The following is a 19079-nucleotide window of genomic DNA, read 5'->3' as shown; positions in this document are numbered from 1 at the left end:
CGGGACAGGTTCCGCACACCGGAACGTCTCATTGACGCTGATTTCCGCTCAAACTAGCGTGGAAATCCTGAAAGCACGAAATCATCATTCAGGGATTCCCGAGATCACCTGCCGGTGAGTGGCGATTCGACGCCCCTGTGGCATGAGCAAGAAGGGTTCTGAGAATGCCTGATGTGGATTCCTCGCCTTGGGAGTGGGCTGAATGGCAATGGCGATCCGCGGTGGACGAGGTGGGCGCGGGTGCCCGGTTGGCCCCGGGGAACTGGCCGCAGAACGCGAGGGTGGCCGTCGCGATCTCGGTCGACGTCGACAACGAGACGCTTCCCCTTTCCCGTGGTGAGACCGGACCCGGCCTTCTCTCGCAGGGCCAGTACGGTGCGCGTGTGGGCCTGCCGCGCGTTCTCGAAACGCTCCGCCGGCATTCCGCACCTGCGACGTTCTTCTACCCGGTCGTCTCGACCCTGCTGGATCCCGCCGGGCTCGCCGCGGTGCGGGCGGACGGGCACGAGATCGGTCTGCACGGCTGGATCCACGAGAAGTGCGGTGACCTGACCGCGGAACAGGAACGGGAGCTGGCTCTGCGCAGCGCGGACGGGCTGGAGGCCGCAACCGGCGTCCGTCCGGTCGGTCTGCGCACGCCGTACTGGGACTTCACCGTGCACACGCTGCCGATCATCAGGGAGCTCGGGCTCGAGTACGACTCCTCCCTCATGGCCGATGACCAGCCCTACGAGCTCCTGCACCGGGGTGAGGCGACCGGGGTGACCGAGATCCCGGTGTCCTGGATCCGGGACGACGCCCCCTACTTCCCCGACGACGCTCTGGGGAAGCAGGTCTTGGCGCCGCGTGAAGTGCTGCGGACGTGGCAGGACGAGTTCGACGCGGCCTACGCCGAAGGCGGGTTGTTCACCCTCGCGCTCCACCCGCACATCATCGGGCACCGCTCCCGCGTCAAGGTGCTGGACGAGCTGCTGGCGCACATCGCTGCCCGCACCGGCGTCTGGTGGGCCACCTGTGCCGAGATCGCGCGACACGCGGCGGCACACCGTTCGCCCGCAGCGAGTTGAGCCCCGCCCGTTCGTCGCGAACCGAGAGGACAGAGCACCCGTGTCGATGATCAACGCGGTTCACGAGGACCAGGCCGAGTCCCTGGTCGAGGTCTACGCCCGAGCCTTCCACGACGACCCCGTGTTCTCCTGGATCTTCCCGGACCCGGACCGCCGCATGGACGCCAACCGGGAGTTCTTCACCGTCATCGTGGAAACGACGTTCGCCGGCGGTGGACTCGCGCTCCAGGTCGAGGACTTCAGCGCGGTCTCGTTGTTCTACCCGCCGTCCGTGCTGCCCACCGCGGAGGACCACGCCGAGGTCGTCAGGCGGTTGACGGAGCGGCTGGGCGACCAGGCTGAGCGGGCGGTGGCCTTCGTGGACCTGCTGAACGACAACCACCCGCGGAACGTGCCACCGCACCTGTACGGCACCTTCCTCTCGACAGTCCCTGCGTGGCAGGGCAAAGGGCTCGGAACCGTGCTCAAGAACGCCCAGTTCGCCATCGCCGACGATGCGGACGCGGGCGTGTACGGCGAAGCGAGCTGCCTGCGCAACCTCGCGTTGTACGAACGGCTCGGGCAGGTGCGGCTGGGCGAGCCCATCACCTTGCGAGGTGGTCCGTCGCTGTACCCGATCTGGCGGCCGCAGGCGAGCAAGCGCGGCGCGAAGCCCTGAGGCGGCGAGGGCGTGGCATGGCCGGCGGTGGAACTCCAGGAGGGCCTGTGAGCCGGTGGGGCATCACCGTTCCCCTGCCCGGGATGTCTCTCGCGCTCCACCGGAAGATCGTCGAGGAGCTCCCGGACCTCGGGTACACCGACGTCTGGACGTCCGAGAAGGCGGGCACCGACGCCTTCACCCCTCTGGCGCTCGTCTCCCAGTGGGCGGAGCAGCTGCGCCTGGGCACCGCGGTGGCATCCGTGTACACCCGTGGTCCGGCGCTCCTCGCGATGAACGCGGCGACCCTTGCGGGATTGGCCCCCGGCCGGTTCGTGCTGGGGATCGGCGCCTCGTCGCGGGTGATCGTGCAGCAGTGGAACGGCGCGGAGTACACCACCCCTCTCCGCAGAGTCAGGGACACGCTGCGGTTCCTGCGGGCCGCGCTGGGCGGCGAGAAGGTGACCGAGGCGTATGAGACGTTCTCCGTCAGTGGTTTCCGCCTGCAGAACGCGGTCGATCCGCCGCCTCCCATCGCGCTCGCCGCCCTGAGGCCGGAAATGCTGCGGCTGGCCGCGGAGGAGGCCGATGGTGTGATCACCAACTGGCTCGCTCCCGGTGACGTGCGCCGGGTGCGCGAGGAGGTCGGCCAGGGCGTCGAGCTGGCCGCCAGGATCTTCGTCTGCCCCACCGCGGACAGGGCGCTGGCACGCAGGCTCGGCCGCCGACTCGTCGCGGAGTACCTGACCGTGCCCGCCTATGCGGCGTTCCAGGACTGGCTCGGCCGCGGCGAGGCGCTCAAGCCGGTGCACGACGCCTGGAACCGCGGTGACCGGCGTGAGGCGCTGGAGCTGGTTCCCGACGAGGTCGTGGACGACCTCGTCGTGCACGGCGCGCCCGAAGATTGCCGCGAGCGAATTCGATCCTATGTGGACAACGGCCTGACGACACCGATCATCGCACTGGTCCCGACCGGTGACGATCCTGCTGGGCACGTCAGGAGCCTGGGTCCCGCTTGACGGTTCACCGGGTCCCGGTCGACCCCGGCGCCGTTGCGTCGTTTTCCAGGCAGGACAACGATTTCCGCGCCGAGCGGAATGACCGGCCCGGTCGGGCTGCCGCGTTCCGGTACGCGGGACGGTTCGTTGACCGAGTCATGATCCACTTCCAGAGTGGATCACGCGGGAAGTGTCTGCGACTCATCGAGAGCTGAGGAACCGAGCGATGTCCTCCGACTTGGAAATTTCCGCCACCGCAGTCGAAGAGCGGCTCGTGGAACGCCTTTCAGAGCTCACGGGCACACCCGCTCAGTTCGTCGACGTGGACGAACGGATCAACCGCTACCTCCGCGACTCGGTGCAGATGGTCCGGCTCCTGACCGATCTCGGGACCGAGCTGGGCAGGCCGTTGCGGCCCACGATGATGTGGGAGAACCCCACCGTCAGGTCACTCGCCCAGGCGGTGAGCGCCTCCGTGCGGCACGGGGAGCCGAGCCCGGTTCCCGCTCCGGCCACGCGCGGTGCCCGCTCCGACGAGGCCATCGCCGTCGTCGGCATGTCCTGCCGGTTCCCGGGGGCCGGAGATCTCGACGCGTACTGGTCGCTGCTGTCGAACGGGGTCGACGCCGTCGGCACCGTGCCGTCGGAGCGGTGGCACGCGGGCGACGCTCCGGCCGGGACCGACGGCTGGCGGGGTGGTTTCCTGGACCGGGTCGATGGTTTCGACCCGCAGTTCTTCGGCATCTCACCGCGTGAGGCGGCCGAGATGGACCCACAGCAGCGGCTGGCGATGGAGCTGTCGTGGGAGGCGCTCGACGACGCGGGCATAGCGCCCCACAGCCTCCGGGACACCCGGACCGGCGTCTTCTTCGGCGCCATGTGGCACGACTACGCCCAGTTGGCCGCAGGTGACCTCGCCGGAACCACGCAGCACACCGCGACGGGGCAGGACCTCAGCATCATCCCCGCCAGGATCTCCTACTTCCTCGGGCTGCGCGGACCCGCCATCACCCTGAACACCGCCTGTTCGTCCGCGCTGGTCGCCATCCACCAGGCACGGCAGAGCCTCCTGCTCGGCGAGTCGTCGCTCGCACTGGCCGGCGGGGTCAACCTGATCCTCGCGCTGGACAGCATGGTCGCGATGGACCGGTTCGGCGCGATGGCGCCCGACGGGCGGTGCAAGGCGTTCGACAGCAGGGCGAACGGGTACGTGCGGGGTGAGGGCGGCGGTGTGGTGGTGCTCAAACCGCTGTCCCGCGCGCTGGCCGACGGCAACCCCGTCCACTGCGTCATCCGGGGGAGCGCGATCAACAACGACGGCTTCAGCAACGGCATGACCGCCCCCAGCCCGGCCGCCCAGGTGGAGGTCCTGCGCGACGCCTGCGCCGACGCCGGGATCGACCCCGCGCACGTCGACTACGTCGAGGCGCACGGCACCGGGACGATGCTCGGCGACCCGATCGAGGCGGGAGCGCTGGGCGCGGTGCACGGGGCGGGGCGCCCGGCCGACCGCCCACTGCTGCTCGGCTCGGCGAAGACCAACATCGGCCACCTCGAAGCGGCCGCGGGGATGGCGGGCTTCATCAAGACCGTTCTGGCGCTGAGCCGCCGTTCCATCCCGCCGAGCCTGCACTTCGAGACCCCGAACCCGCACATCGACTTCGACGGCCTGCGGCTGCGGGTCGCTGCACGACGCACGCCGTGGCCGCGGCGGAACCGTCCCGGGCTCGCCGGGGTGAGCGCCTTCGGTTTCGGCGGCACCAACTGCCACGTGGTCCTGGAGGAAGCGGGCACGGGCGGGCCGCACCTGGTGCCGCTGTCGGCCCGTGACGAAGACGGGCTGCGCGCTGCGGCGGCAGAGCTGCTCGAAGCGTGCGAGCGACCCGGTGCGACGATGCCGGCGCTGCGTTCCGGTGCCGTGGCACGGGGAGTCGGGGAAGGACAGCGGCTGGCGGTCACCGCGGAGGACCCCGCCGATCTGGCGAGGCGGCTCACCGCGCACCTCGACGGCCGTCCCCTGCCCGGCACGGTGACCGGCCTCGTGGAAGCGGATCGCGGCAACCCCGTCTTCCTGTTCGCCGGTCAGGGATCGCAGTGGCTCGGCATGGGCAGGGACCTGGTGCTCGAACCGGCCTTCCTGGCCGCGATGCGGCGCTGCGACCGCGCGATGCGCCCCTACCTCGACGTGTCGGTGCTGGACGTGGTGCTCGCGGACGACCCGGCCTGGCTGGAGGACCTGAGGCTGGTGCAACCGGCGATCTTCGCCGTGCAGGTCGCCCTCGCCGCTCTGTGGCGCTCCTGGGGAGTGCACCCCGGCGCGGTCGCCGGGCAGAGCCTGGGAGAGATCGCGGCAGCCCACGTGGCGGGGTGCCTGAGCCTGGAGGACGCGGTGCGGATCGTCTGCGTCCGCAGCACGATCGTGCACGGCGCCGCGTCCGGCTCGGGCGCGATGGCCGTGGTCGACCTGCCGGTCGAGGAGGCTCGCCGGGTGATCGCGAGCCGCGCGGACGAGATCTCGATCGCCGTCAGCAGCGGTCCGAACGCGACGGTGATCTCCGGAGCTGCTGACGCCGTGCGGGACCTCTCGTCCGAGCTCGCGCGGTCGGGCGTCACGCTGCGGCCGATCCAGGTGGACTACGCGTCGCACTCACCGCAGATGGACCCGCTGCTGCCCGAGCTGCGGTCGGCGCTGAGCGGTGTGCGTCCCCACCGCGGTGTCATCCCCTTCTACTCCACGGTCGTCGGCCAGGACGTGGCCGGTGACGAGCTGGATGCCGAGTACTGGTGCGACAACCTGCGTGAGCCGGTCCTCTTCGCGGAGGTGGTGCGGCTGCTCGTCGCCGAAGGGCGGCGTGACTTCATCGACGTGAACCCGCACCCGCTCCTCGTGCACAACGTGACCGAGTGCCTGGCGGAGGCGGGCCGCGAAGGTCACGTGCTGCCGTCCTCCCGGCGGGCGGAGCCGAGCCGCCCGGTGCTGCTCGACTCCCTCGGCCGCCTGTACTGCCTGGGGCAGGACGTGAACTGGTCCCGTGTGCACGCCCGGACCGGCCGAGAGCCGGCGGAACGCCCGCACGCACCGGACGGGCAGGAGCGGGAACCGGTGGTGCTGCCCCTGTCCGCGCACACCCCGGCCGCGCTCGCCGAGGGAGCCACGGCACTCGCCGAGGTCGTGCGGACCGCCGCTGACCTCGGGGACATCGCCCACACGGCCGCCCGCCGCTCTCCGCACGCGCGACGACTGGCCGTCGCGGGTGCTTCGCGGACCGAGCTGGCCGATGCACTCGAAGGAGCCGCGGAACGGCCGTTGGCGCCGACGTGGAAGAAACCGTCCGTCGTGTTCGTCTTTCCAGGCCACGGCGCCGCCTGGGCGGGCATGGGCCTGGAGCTCGCCGCGACGGAGCCGGTGTTCAGGGATGCGCTGGAGGACTGCGCCGCGGCCATCCGGCGGGTCAGCGGGTTCTCCGTCCTCGACTATTTGCGGCGGGAGAACGGGGAAGCGGACATCCCGTTGATCGAGGAGGTGCAGCCGGCCCTGTTCGCGATGGAGGTCGCGCTGACGGCCCTGTGGAGGTCCTGGGGCGTCGAACCGGCCGCGGTCGTGGGGCAGAGCATGGGGGAGATCGCCGCGGCACACGCCGCCGGCGCACTGTCCCTCGAGGACGCCGCACTCGTGATCTGCCGCCGCAGCACGCTCCTGGCGTCGATCCGCGGGCAGGGTGCGATGGCGCTGGTCGAGCTCGGCCTGGAGGAGTCGCGGGAGCTCATCGGCCGGTGGGACGGCCAGGTCGAGGTCGCGGCGAGCAACAGCCCGTCCTCGACACTGCTGGCCGGGAGTCCCGAGGCGGTGGAAGAGGTGCTGGGCGAGCTCGAGCGCACGGAGGTGTTCGCACGGCGCATGGTCGTCGACGTGGCCGGGCACAGCCGGCAGGTGGAGCCGCTGCTCGGCGAGCTCCGCGCCGAGCTGCGCGGGGTCTGGCCCGCCGCGACCTCGGTGCCGTTCTGCTCCAGCGTCACCGGTGCGCTGAGCGCGGGCGAGGAGCTGGGGACGTCGTACTGGCTGCGGAACCTGCGTGAACCGGTAATGCTCTGCCCGGCCGTCGCCCTGCTCGCCGAGCAGGGGCACCAGGTGTTCCTGGAGATCAGCCCGCACTCCGTGCTCGGCCCGGCGATCGACGCGACGCTCCACTCGGTCGGCGCGACGGCCACCACGGTCGCCAAGGCGCACAGGAAGCGCGGTGAGCGGACAGGCCTGCTGGAAGCCGTCGCGGCGCTCTACACGGCGGGGTGCGAGGTCGACTGGGACCGGGTGCAGCCCGCCGGTGGCCGCACGGTTCCGCTGCCCGCCTACCCCTGGCAGCGCGAGCGGTACTGGCTCGACCGCGTACGTGGCACTCGCCGCGAGATGACGAGCGCGATCGATGACGGTTCGCGCTCGGAGCCGGAGGAAGTCGTCCCGCAGGAGGCCGCGAGCAGCTCCGACGACGGTGCGGCCTTCGAGGACCGGCTGGCGAACCGGGTGGCCAGGGTGCTGCGCCTGCGGCAGGACGAGGTCCAGCGCGACGTCCAGCTGAGCAAGCTGGGCATGACCTCCCTGATGGCGATGGAACTCCGCAACCTGGTCCTGCGTGATCTGGCCGTGGAGATCCCGGTCTCACGCGTGCTGCGGGCGGACGGGGTCTCCGCACTCGCGGCCGAGGCCCAGCCGTCGACCGGTGCCGGCCAGCCGGCGCCCGGCGCGGCGGCGCTCGTGGGATCGATGGACTGGATGGAGCTGTGAACGCGATGACCTCACTGGTGGAACTGCTGAGGCGGGGCGTGCAGCTGACGCCGGCCGGTGACCGGCTGCGGTTGCGGGCTGCTCCGGGAACCCTCGACCCCGCCGAGCGGGATGCGGTGCGGGAGCACAGGTCCGAGCTGCTGGAGCTGCTCGGCGGGCGCTCGGCCTGCCGGCTGACCGGTGTGCAGAACCGCATCTGGTTCCTCGACAGGCTCGACCCGACGGGAGTGGCGTACACGTTCACCGTCACCTACCGGATCGAGGGGCCGGTCGACGCGCCGGCGCTCGCCACCGCACTGGAGACCGTCTGGCGCCGCCACCCCGGTCTGCGGGCGACCTTCGAGGAGATCGGGGGAGTGCCGGTCCAGTTCATCGACCCGGAGTCGGCACCCGTGCTGAGGAGTGCCGATCTCCTCGGCGCCGATGCCGAGGAAGTCGACCGGGAGCTGCGAGCGGCCCTGATCGCGCCGTTCGACCTCGCTCGTGGCCCGTTGGCGCGTTCGGTGCTCGTGCGCACCGGGGAGCGGGAACACGTGTGGGGGCTGACCCTGCACCACCTGGTCGCCGACGGGTGGACCACCGGGCTCGTCGTGCGGGAGGTCTCCGAGATCCTCAACGGCGAGAGCGGTGCGGACGCGGGCTTGGACTACACCGACTACGCCGAGTGGGAACGCACACACGCCGACAGCCCCGCCTCGGCCGGGAACCTGGACCACTGGGTGGGTGCGCTGTCGGGAAGCACCCCGCTGGAGCTGCCGCTGGACCACCCGCGCCCGCCCCGGCGCGGCCACGTCGGCGCGCGGGTCGACTTCGTCCTGCGACCGGAGCTCACCACCGGGCTCACGGAGCTCGGCAGGGAGGAAGCGGCAACCCGGTTCGCCACGCTGCTCGCCGTGTACCTCGTGCTGCTGTGGCACTCCACCGAGCGCGAGGACATCTCGATCGGCACGCCGTGCGCCAACCGGCTGGACCCCGGCTTCGAGCGGACCGCGGGGTGCTTCGTCAGCACCCTGGTGCTGCGCGTCGGCCTGTCCGCCGAGCTGAGCTTCCGCGAGCTGGTGCGCAGGACCGCCGCCGTGTGCGCCGACGCCTGGGACCACCAGAACTACTCGTACGAGAAGCTGGTGAGCGAGGTGGCCGGCAGCCGCGACCTCAGCCGCAGTCCGCTGTTCCAGGCGTTCTTCGCCTTCCAGGACGCGTTCCACCCGCTGAGGCTGCCCGGCGCCACGGCCGAGCTGCGCCCGTTCGACACCGGCAGCGTCCAGTTCGACCTCGAACTGCACTTCCACCCCGACGCCGGCGAACGGGGACTGCTGGGGAGCTTCTACTACGACACGGCACTGTTCGAGCGGTCGACGGTCGAGGCCATGGCCCGCCGCTGGCAGCACCTCGCCGCGTTGCTGGTCGGCTCCCCGGACCTGCCGATCGGCGACGTCTCCCTGATGACCGAGCTGGAGCGCCGGAACCTCCGCAGGCGCAACAGCACCGCATCGGACCACGCACGGGACACGACGGTCGACCGGCTCGTGGCGGCATGGGCCGAAGCCGACCCCGAGCGCGTCGCCGTCCGCTGCGACGGCCGTGAGCTCAGCTACGCGGAGCTCGACCGCGCGGTGTCGGCATTGGCCTGCCGCATCGACGCCGCGGGCGGTCGTGGCCGGCGACTCGGGATCTTCCTGGACCGCAGTCCCGACATGGTGGTGGCGGTGCTGGCAGCGGTCCGCGCGGGAGCGGTCTTCGTCCCGCTGGCCACCGATCTGCCCGAGGAGCGGATGGCCTGGATCGTCGAGGACACCGGCATGTCCCTGGCGGTCACGCGATCGGACCTCGCCGCCCGCCTGCCCGAGCGGGTCCGGCCGCTGCTGGTCGACGGGTCACCGGACGCGACGCCGCACCGGCCGCTCGAGCCGCCCGCAGCCGGCAGTCCCGCCTACGTGCTGCACACCTCCGGGTCGACGGGCCGGCCCAAGGGAGTCGAGGTGCGGCACGACAACCTGCTGAACCTGCTGCACGCGATGGCGGTGAAGCCGGGAATCCGGCAGGACGACGTGTTCCTCGCGGTGACCAGCCTGTCGTTCGACATCTCGCTGCTGGAGCTGCTGCTCCCGCTGGTCACCGGTGCGGCGGTCGTCGTCGCCACCGCGGGGGAGGCGGCGGACCCGGCTCGCCTGGCCGGCCTGCTGGACACCAGTGGTGCCACCGTCATGCAGGCGACGCCCTCCACGTGGCGGATGCTGTTCGACTCCGGCTGGAAGGGGCTCTCCCGGCTCACCGCGCTGTGCGGCGGAGAGGCCATGAGCCGCGACCTGGCCGACCAGCTCCTGGCCGGGTGCCGGGAGGTGTGGAACCTCTACGGTCCGACCGAGACGACCATCTGGTCCGCCCGCTGGAAGGTCGACGCGACCGGTCCCGTGCGCATCGGGGAACCGATCGAGAACACCCGGTTCTACGTCGTCAACGGACGCGGCCTGCTCGTGCCGCCCGGAGTGCCGGGCGAGCTGTGCATCGCGGGGGAGGGCGTCGCGAACGGCTACCTGAACCGGCCGGAGGAGACCGAGCGGCGATTCACGGACCTGGCGGGGGTGGCCGACGCGCCCGAGCGCGTCTACCGCACCGGTGACCTGGTCCGCGAGTCGGCGGACGGCACGCTGACCTTCCTGGGCAGGACGGACCAGCAGCTCAAGGTGCGCGGTCACCGCGTCGAGGCCGCCGAGGTCGAACACGCGCTGCGCCGGCACCCCGCGGTCGTCGACGCCGCGGTCACCCTGGCGGCGGACGGAGTGCTCGTCGCCCACCTGGCCGCGCATGACGGCGACACCGTCTCCGCGGGTCGGCTCAGAGAGCTGCTCGCTCCTGTCCTCCCCGCCTACATGGTGCCGCAGCGCTTCGTCCTGCACACCGCGCTTCCGATGACTCCCAACGGCAAGGTCGACCGCACGGCGCTGTCGTCGATGGTCGCGGAGCCGGCTCCGAGCGCCACCGCGCACGAACCGCCGGCCGGCGGGACCGAGGCGGTCGTCGCGGAGATCTACGGCGACCTCCTCGGCCGGACCGGGGTCGGCAGGCACGACAGCTTCTTCGACCTGGGCGGGCACTCCCTGCTGGCCACCAGGGCGCTGTTCCAGGTCGAGGAGCGCTTCGGCGTGCGGGTGGAGCTGCAGAACCTCTTCGCGCACCCCACGGTGTCGGCGCTCGCCGCACGGATCGACGACGACCTCACCCGCGGTGTCCGGGACGACCTCGCCATCAGCGCCGCGCTCGACCAGCTCGAGTCGATGTCGGACGAGGACGTCGCCCGCCTGCTCGACGGCCTCCACTGACCAACCAGCGAACCAGCGAACCAGCGAACCAGCGAACCAGGAGACAGTGTGAACACGACCGACCGGCTCCAGCAGCTGTCCGACACCAAGCGACTGGCGCTGTTGCGGCTGCTGGAGAACAAGAACATCGGGAACGACCGGCTGCTCACCCTGGAGGGGTCGAACGTCAAGGTGCTGCGGGAGGGCACCCCGATCCTGTTCCTCTACCCGGCCACGGACGGCAGCGTGAGCTACATGAACAACTACCTGCCGCACATCCCCGAGACCTGGGGCGTGTATGCCCTGCAGACCCCGGGAATGGACGGTGAGCAGGCGCCGTACCGCACGGTCGAGGAGCTGGCCGCCCACGGCATCCGCCAGATGCGCCGCGTCCAGCCGGAGGGCCCCTACTACGTCGCGGGGAACTGCATGGGCGGACTGCCCGCGTACGAGACGGCCCGCCAGCTCCACGAGCAGGGTGAACGCACCGGTCTCGTCCTGCACCTGATGCCGAACTTCAACCGCCCCTGGAAGGAGCTGCCGGTCGACAGCGCCTCGTTGCAGCAGCGGGCGATCATGGACTACGTCTACATCATCGAACGCCTGCTGGCCGTGCGGATCGACCTGCCGTGGGACGAGCTGAACGAGCTCGACGAGGACGCACAGGTCGAGTTCGTCGTCCGCTACGTCGACGAGCACGACCTGCTGTCCGGAATGGACCTCGACGTCTTCCGCAACCGGATGGCCATCTACAAGGCGAACCTCTCGGCGATGCTCACCTACGACCCGCCGACCGGCTTCGACGGCAGCATCACGATCCTCGCCGTCGGCGAGGCCAGCCGGCAGGAGACCGCGATCCACGCGATGTCGCCCTACGCCGCACCGCTGCGGTCGATCCACCGCGACCGGATCACCACCGTCTTCGTGGACGCCGACGGCGGCGCGCTGTTCGACGGTGCCGAGCCGGACATCGGCAAGATCGGCCGCGAGCTGCGCGAGATCGTCTCCGCGGCGGGCGAAGGCACCAGGGCGTGACCACCGAGGAACAGGACCGGTATCCGCACCTGTTCTCCCCGTTGCGGGTGGGCAACGCGCGGCTGAAGAACCGGATCGTGTTTCCGGCGATCATGAACAACTACGCGCGCCAGGGGCTGGTGACCGACCGCACGGTCACCTTCTACGCCGAGCGCGCGGCCGGTGGCGCGGCGATGGTGGTGTCCGAGGCGCTGTTCGTCCACCCGAGCTCGGTGCCCCCGCAGACGGGTCTCGCGGCGTACGAACCCGCCAACACCGCGGGCTTCGAGCGCCTCGCGGCCGCGGTCGAGGAACACGACTGCCGGATGGTCGGTCAGCTCCTGCACTCGGGCAGGCAGCAGGTGCGAGGTCCGGTGTCGGACAGTTCGATCGGGGTGTCGCCCCTGCCGGACCCGTACAGCTGGACGGTTCCGCACGTGATGTCCACGTCGGAGGTCCGGATGATCGCCGAGTCGTTCGTGGCTTCGGCCGCCGTCCTGCAGCGTGCGGGGTTCTCCGGCGTCGAGGTGCACGCGGCGCACGGTCACCTGATCACGCAGTTCCTGTCGCCGTGGTCGAACACCAGGCAGGACGAGTACGGCGGCGACCTGGACGGGCGGACCAGGTTCCTGCGCGAGGTCCTGGCCGGCATCCGGTCGGTGTGCGGGACGGATTTCCTGCTGGGCTTGAAGATGCCGGGTGACGAGCTGGTGCGGGGAGGCATCACCGCGGAGGAGTCGGCTCGCATCGCGAACCGGGTGGGCCAGGAGACTCCGCCGGACTACCTCGCGTTCGGCCAGGGCAACTCCTCGCTCAGCTTCGGCGACCACGTGCCCGACATGCACTACCCGCCCGGCCCGTACCTCGGGATCCAGCGCGACCTCAGGGCAGCGGTGGACGTCCCGGTCGTGGCGTTCGGCCGCGTCACCTCCGCTGCCGAAGCCGAGGCCGTGGTCAGGGACGGGGTCGGTGACCTGGTCGGCCTGGGACGTCTCCTGGTGGCCGATCCCGGCTTCCCGGCCAAGGTGCGGGCGGGCCGCGAGCAGGCGGTGCGGCCGTGCCTCTACTGCAACGTCTGCTGGGGAGAGGTCACCAGTGGCCGCACGATCGCCTGTGTGGTCAACCCCGACCTCGGCACCGGTGGTGAAGCCGCCGGCCGGGTGCGCGGGTCGTCGACGAAGCGTGCGGTGACCGTGGTCGGCGCCGGTGTGGCAGGTCTTCGGGCCGCCGCGGCGGCGGCCGAACGAGGGCACCGGGTGACCTTGCTGGCCGGACCGCACCTCGGCGGCAAGGCGAGGGTGGAGTCGCTGTTGCCGGGACGTGCTGACATCGCCACCACGCTGGAGCACCACCTGTGGCTGGTGGAACGCAACGGCGTGCGCGTCGAGCGGAGTGCGCGCGTGACGGAGGAGATGGTCCTCGCGACCGGTCCCGACGTCGTCGTCCTCGCCACCGGGGCGCGAATGATGCGACCGCCCACCCTGGCCGCCCACGGCGAGGACGGCGTCAGCGTGCGCGACCACCTGGTCCACGGCGACGGCGGAGGCAGCGACGGCACAGCGGTGCTGTTCGACTTCGACCACTCGGCCGGGACCTACGCGGTGGCCGACCTCCTGGCGCGGCGGTACCGCGACGTGGTGCTCATGACGCCCAGGGCGTCCCTGGGCGACGCGGTGCCGTACGTGAGCCGCCTTGGTGTCCACCGGAGACTGCACGAGGCGGGCGTGCGCATCGAGTTGTCGACCGAACCGCTGCTGTACGAGGACCGCGTGCTGCGCTGTGCGAACGTCTTCACCGGGCGGCTCACCGAGATCGAGGACGTGGCCCTGTTCACCTGGTCGACCCCGCGTCAGCCGGTCGACGAGCTGTCGGGTCCGCTGTCGGCGAGCGGGGTGCCAGTCCACGTCATCGGGGACGCGTACGCGCCGGGAACCATGCTCACGTCGATCCGGGAGGCCGAGGTGCTCGGCAGGCGGCTGTGAGCGCGCCTCAGCGGTTGTTCCTCCGGGCTTCCGGTTCACCCAGCCAACTCCGTGGAGATGAGATGCTGAACAGCAGCACGGGTCGTTGCCCTGTGCAAGGGCGGTTCGACCCGCTGGCTCCCGACTACCTCGCCGACCCGTACCCGGCGCTCGCCACCCTGCGCGAGGAAAGCCCGGTCTTCTACGAACCGCAGCTCGACATGTGGCCGGTGACCCGGCACGAGGACGTCAAGCGCGTCCTCACCGATCACGAGAGCTTCTCCGGTGCGATCACCCAGACGCCCTTCTACCCGCTTGCGCAGGAAGCGAAGGAGATCCTCGACGCCGGGTTCCACGCCACCCCGACCGTCTCCAACTGCGACCCGCCCAAGCACACCAGGGTGCGCGCCTTCAACGTCAAGGCGTTCTCCGCCAGGAGGATCGCGGGGCTCGAACCGGTCATCCGCGCCTGCACCACCGAACTGCTCGACGGTGCCGCCTCGAAGTCGCGGTTCGACCTGGTGCACGAGCTGACGGCACCACTGCCCGCCAAGATCGTGTTCAGCCTGATCGGCTTTCCCGAGTCGGACTCGGAAGCGCTCAAGGCGCTCGCCCTCAACCGCATGGCCTTCACCTGGGGACGGTCCACACCGGACGAACAGGTCAGGATCGCGGGAAGGATGGTCGAGTACTGGCGGTACTGCACGGACTTCGTCGCCGCGCGCAAGGAGGACCTGCGGGACGACTTCACCAGCGACCTGCTCCGCTCGCACCTCGCGGATCCCGCCGCGCTGTCGGTCGAGGAGATCGTCAACGTCATCCACGCGGTGAGCTTCGCCGGCCACGAGACCACGACCAACGCGTCGTCGAGCACGCTGCAGCGGCTGCTCACGCACCGGGAGCAGTGGGAGGCGATCTGCGCCGACCCGTCGCTGATCCCGAACGCGGTCGAGGAGGGTCTGCGCTTCGACCCGAGCCTGCACACCTGGCGCAAGATCACCACCAGGCAGGTCGACATCGGCGGGGTCACCGTCCCGGCGGGGGCCAAGCTCCTGCTCCTCATCGGTTCCGCGAACCACGACCCGGCACGGTTCGCCGACCCGGACCGGTTCGACGTCCACCGGTCCAACCCCCAGCAGCACCTCACCTTCGGCAGGGGAATCCACGCCTGCTTCGGTGCTCCGCTGGCTCGGCTGGAGATGCGGGTCGTGCTGGAGGAGCTGACGGCACGCCTGCCCCACCTCCGGCTCGCGGACGGTGAAGTCGTGCGCTACCACGAGAACGCGTGCTTCCGCGGCCCCGTGCGGCTGTGGGTGGACAACCCGGCCGCGGCCTGAGCCACCACGACCCACGCGCCCGGATGCGGGCGAGCTGCGAACCGACTCGACCTAGGAGAACTGCACTGAGGTACTGGGAACGTCACGTCGCACTGCCGGCCGATCCTCTTCGCGTGGCTGCCACGCTCGCGGCGACGTCGACCGAGGACAACGTGCTCTACGAGAACCAAGGTTCGATCTGCTGGGGTGAGGGCGCCCATGCGACCGTCACCACGCGGGCGGGCGAACCGCTGTCGGCGCTCGCCACCCGGCTCGCGGAGGTCGACGTCGACAACTGGCGCGCTTACGGCTGGGCCACCTTCGAGCTGTCCTACGCGTTGTACGGACTGGACGACGCGCCGACGACCGACACGGTCACCCTGATGATCCCGCGGCGTGAGGTGCGCTTCGAGAACGGCATCGCCCTCCTGCGCGCACTCACCGCGGCGGACGTGAACGCGCTGGAGTCGCGGCTCGCGGCTGCCGTGCTGACCGGTGGGGTCGAGCCGGCGGAGGCGCGCGTGGAGGTCGATGTCGACGGCCACGACGCGGAGAGCTACCGAGCCGCGGTCGCGGCGGGCATCGCGGAGATCCGCTCCGGCGCGCTGGACAAGGTGATCCTCTCCCGTGTGGTGCCGGTGCAGGAAGACATCGACATGCCCACGACGTACCTCACCGGCCGTCTTGCCAACAACCCGGCGCGATCGTTCCTCCTGCGCCTTCAAGGCTGGGAGGTCCTCGGGTTCAGCCCGGAGATCGTGATCAGCGTGAGCTCCAAGGGCGAGGTGGTCACCCAGCCGCTGGCCGGCACGCGCGCCTTCTTCGGAGATCACGAAGCCGACCGGGTGCGGCGTGACGAGCTCTACCGCGACGCCAAGGAGGTCTTCGAACACGCGATCTCGGTGCGCCTGGCCGCGACCGAACTGTCGACCGTGTGCAGACCGTCGACCGTCCGCGTCGAGGAGTTCATGAGCGTGAAGGAACGCGGCAGCGTGCAACACCTCGCCTCCCAGCTCTCGGGTTCGCTCGCACCGGACCGCACCGGCTGGGACGCGTTCGCCGCCCTCTTCCCCGCGGTCACGGCGTCCGGCATCCCCAAGGCCTCCGCGTGCGAGCTGATCCGGCGCGCCGAGACGCAGCCGCGCGGCCTCTACAGCGGCGCCGTGCTGACCGTCGACCAGGACGGCGCCATCGACGCGGCTCTCGTCCTCCGCAGCGTGTTCCGCCGCGACGGCGACATCTGGCTGCGGGCAGGCGCGGGCATCGTCGCCCAGTCCACCCCTGAACGGGAACTGGAGGAGACGCGGGAGAAGCTGCGCAGCGTGTCGCGCTTCCTCGTGCCGTCCGCGGAGTGAACCGAGCCGGCGGAGAACCCGCGTTCCACCCCGTGGAACTCAGCGATCTGGGTCACACCCTTTCGACTACATTCATTGCCATCGTTCAACAAAGCCAGCGGGGGATTTCACCAGGAGTGACCATGAGCGTTCAAGAGCAGTTGCGCGGCGGTGCACCGGATCTCGACGACTTCCCCACGCTGTGCAGTGTTCCGCTGCGGCCGGAATGGTTCGACGACGAGGAAGAAAACCCGGCAGCGGGGGTCGTCCGGGGTACGGACTGATCAGCAGGAGATCAGCTGCTGGTGCAGCGAACCTACCCGTAGTAGGTTCGCCTGCATGACCCCGGACGCCACCGCGCACGTCGATGTCGCCGCCTCACCGCAGCGAGTGTTCGAACTGGTCAGCGACCTGCGAAACCTGAGCGGTGTCGCCGAGGAGTACGCGGGCGGCAAGTGGCTGGACGGCTCCGGCCCGTCGGTCGGCGCGCGGTTCCGCGGCGTCAACCGGCGCGGACGGCGGGTGTGGCCGACGACCTCCACGGTGACCGACTGCTCCGTGACCCGGTTCGCGTTCGAGGTGAGGTCGCTGGGGCTTGCGGTGGCGCGCTGGCAGTACGACATCGAGCCGACCGCCGGCGGGTGCCGGGTGACCGAGTCGACCTGGGACCGCCGGCCGGGGTGGTACGTGCCGATCACGCGGCTGGCCACCGGCGTGAAGGACCGGGCGGTGACGAACCAGCGGAACATCGAGGCGACGCTGGAGCGGTTGAAGAAGGTCGCGGAGTCGGGCTGACCGCGCAGAATTCCACGGACCTTAAACCGATTTAAAACCCTTTGCCCGCAACCGAATTCTGAACCCGCTCCGTGATCTCCCCGTAGTCATCGGTACAACACCGATCCACCCCGAGGAGACACAGGATGGGCGCTCGACACCGCAAGCCCGCCATGATCGGCGCGGGCGCTGTGCTCGCGGTCGCCGCTGTCGCCGGTGGCATCTTCGCCTTCGGCGGCACCAACTCGAACGCGGCCGAGGACTGCGGCGGACTGGACCAGGCGCTGCGGAACAACCTCACCTTCATCGCCGGTCAGCAGGCGAACCCCGACGCCCAGTCGGACGCCCGCATCGCGAACCGCCAGGCGGTCGTGAACCTCATCAACCAGCGACGTGCTGCCGCCGGTTGTGGTGGCAACGTCCAGGCGCAACCGGAAAAGGGCCAGGCGGCCACGTCCGGTGAGGACTGCGGCGGGCTCGACAAGGCGTTGCAGAACAACCTGAGCTTCATCGCGGGCCAGAAGGCGAACCCGGACGCGCAGTCCCAGGCGCGCATCGCGAACCGGCAGGCCGTGGTCGACCTCATCCAGCAGCGGCGCAAGGCGGCGGGCTGCGCGGGTGACGGTGGCGCGGGCAACGCCGACCAGGCCCAGCCTGCTCCCCAGCAGCCCGCTCCCCAGCAGCCCGGCACCGGTCAGGGCAACGGTGGCGCGTCCGGGCAGCAGGTCTGCGCCGGCTCGACCGTCACGCTGTCCGGCGAGGGCGGCGCGCCCGCCGCGTCCAGCGGTGAGTTCCCGATCGGCACCACGCTCAAGGTGACGAACCTGGACAACGACAAGTCCACCACCGTGAAGGTCGCGTCGGTGTCCGGCAGCTGCGCGCTGCTGAACAACGCCGCCTTCGAACAGGTGCGGGAGCCCGGCAAGTTCCTGATCCGCAGGGCACTGATCGAGAAGATCGGCTGAGAGTCCACACCGGACGGTTGCCGCAGGACGGCTGTTCTCCCGAGGCACGGGGGAACAGCCGTTCCGCGCGTTCGGCGATGTCGCGCTAGGACCACGACCAGCTGAACCCGCGCACACCGGGCCGCACGTTCAAAGCCACGTCCAGCAACGTGCGCCCGGGAGCCACCTCGGACCCGTCCGCGAGCTGGACGGCGGAGGCGGGAGGGGCACCCTCGAACGTCACCTCGAGCACGTACTCCCGCGTCGGCAGGCGGAACTTGCGCTCGTAGCTCGTCGCGGGAGGACAGGGCGCCTGGTTCACGATCTCGTGCTCGACCACGACGCTCTCACCCTTGCGCAGCGGCCGTTCGAACAGCAGCTCCGCGACCAGCAACCCCTCGGCCGGCTCCTGGACGACCCGTCCGACCGTGCAGTTCTTCAGGGCCTTGACCAGCGGCGGCGGGCGGTCGCGGTCGTCGGCGTGCAGGATCACGACCCACCGGTCGGGCCCGTTCATCAACGCCGACAGCACCTGCCGGGAGCGGAAGACCCGTTCGGTGCGGTCCGCTCCGATCGTCACGAAGTCCTGCTGGCTCACGCGCAGGAGCTGGTCGTCCCACTGCGTGTCCAGGTCGTGCAGGGCGTGCTCGACGGGCGCGGGGACCGGCCAGAACGCCGACACCGGCGCCGGCGCCCCGCGCAGCCAGCGGCCGCGTGAGCGCGGGGGGTCGAGCAGCTCCGACAGGTGGCCGGGAGGCACCCGCAGGATGTGCTCGAGGTGGACGACGGCCTGCAGCGACTTCTGCCGCTCTGGCCGCCTGCGACCGGTCTGCCAGCAGCTCAGCGTCGCCATCGAGACGGAGACGCCGTTGTGCGAGAGGTGCTCGCGCAGGCGCTCCAGACCGAGACCGCGATTCGTGATCGCCGTCCGGAGAGCCTGCGCGAACTCGTCCAC

At 70.7% G+C, this 19079-nt stretch carries 13 protein-coding genes; 12 read left to right on the top strand and 1 reads right to left on the bottom strand.

What is annotated here, in order from left to right:
* Nucleotides 1–221 precede the first annotated feature (221 nt).
* The 12 genes from ACZ7CD_RS25660 to ACZ7CD_RS25605 all read left to right on the top strand — a co-directional run bounded on the left by ACZ7CD_RS25660 (nt 222) and on the right by ACZ7CD_RS25605 (nt 18145).
* Nucleotides 222–1067 carry a polysaccharide deacetylase family protein gene (locus tag ACZ7CD_RS25660; protein ID WP_458432792.1) on the top strand — a complete coding sequence of 282 codons (846 nt, stop codon included), beginning with the start codon at nt 222–224 and terminating at the stop codon, nt 1065–1067.
* 46 nt (nt 1068–1113) lie between these two features.
* Nucleotides 1114–1725 (top strand): hypothetical protein, encoded by a 612-nt coding sequence (locus ACZ7CD_RS25655; protein ID WP_360384795.1) that lies wholly within the window; start codon nt 1114–1116, stop codon nt 1723–1725.
* Between the two features lie 47 nt (nt 1726–1772).
* The gene (locus ACZ7CD_RS25650; RefSeq protein ID WP_360384793.1) at nt 1773–2723 is read left to right on the top strand and encodes an LLM class F420-dependent oxidoreductase; all 951 of its coding nucleotides are present in this window, start codon (nt 1773–1775) and stop codon (nt 2721–2723) included.
* A gap of 205 nt (nt 2724–2928) precedes the next feature.
* Nucleotides 2929–7482 (top strand): type I polyketide synthase, encoded by a 4554-nt coding sequence (locus tag ACZ7CD_RS25645; RefSeq protein WP_470379825.1) that lies wholly within the window; start codon nt 2929–2931, stop codon nt 7480–7482.
* A 5-nt stretch (nt 7483–7487) separates the two neighbouring features.
* Complete coding sequence (locus tag ACZ7CD_RS25640) at nt 7488–10802, top strand: non-ribosomal peptide synthetase (RefSeq protein WP_470379824.1); 3315 nt, start codon at nt 7488–7490, stop codon at nt 10800–10802.
* Nucleotides 10803–10850: 48 nt separating this feature from the next.
* Complete coding sequence (locus tag ACZ7CD_RS25635) at nt 10851–11816, top strand: thioesterase domain-containing protein (RefSeq protein WP_458432788.1); 966 nt, start codon at nt 10851–10853, stop codon at nt 11814–11816.
* Entirely contained in the window at nt 11813–13777 is a 1965-nt protein-coding gene (locus ACZ7CD_RS25630) for an oxidoreductase (protein ID WP_470379823.1), read from the top strand. The genes ACZ7CD_RS25635 and ACZ7CD_RS25630 overlap by 4 nt, the downstream gene beginning before the upstream one ends.
* 62 nt (nt 13778–13839) lie before the next feature.
* The gene (locus ACZ7CD_RS25625) at nt 13840–15093 is read left to right on the top strand and encodes a cytochrome P450 (protein ID WP_458432786.1); all 1254 of its coding nucleotides are present in this window, start codon (nt 13840–13842) and stop codon (nt 15091–15093) included.
* 113 nt (nt 15094–15206) lie between these two features.
* Nucleotides 15207–16427 (top strand): salicylate synthase, encoded by a 1221-nt coding sequence (locus tag ACZ7CD_RS25620; protein ID WP_360384781.1) that lies wholly within the window; start codon nt 15207–15209, stop codon nt 16425–16427.
* A 32-nt stretch (nt 16428–16459) separates the two neighbouring features.
* Nucleotides 16460–16690, top strand: coding sequence for a hypothetical protein (locus tag ACZ7CD_RS25615; RefSeq protein ID WP_458432785.1), 231 nt, complete (start codon nt 16460–16462; stop codon nt 16688–16690).
* A gap of 55 nt (nt 16691–16745) precedes the next feature.
* Nucleotides 16746–17201 carry an SRPBCC family protein gene (locus ACZ7CD_RS25610; protein ID WP_360384777.1) on the top strand — a complete coding sequence of 152 codons (456 nt, stop codon included), beginning with the start codon at nt 16746–16748 and terminating at the stop codon, nt 17199–17201.
* A gap of 359 nt (nt 17202–17560) precedes the next feature.
* A complete protein-coding gene (locus ACZ7CD_RS25605) occupies nt 17561–18145 on the top strand; it encodes a hypothetical protein (protein ID WP_470379900.1) in 585 nt (194 codons plus the stop codon).
* Nucleotides 18146–18230: 85 nt separating this feature from the next.
* Here ACZ7CD_RS25605 and ACZ7CD_RS25600 read toward each other — a convergent pair whose 3' ends face one another.
* Nucleotides 18231–19079, bottom strand: a complete 849-nt coding sequence (locus ACZ7CD_RS25600; RefSeq protein WP_360384775.1) for an XRE family transcriptional regulator — start codon at nt 19077–19079, stop codon at nt 18231–18233.

The organism is Lentzea sp. NPDC036949, assembly GCF_055608075.1.
Note: the sequence above shows the minus strand (reverse complement) of the source record. Positions and strands in the feature narration are given on the sequence as shown.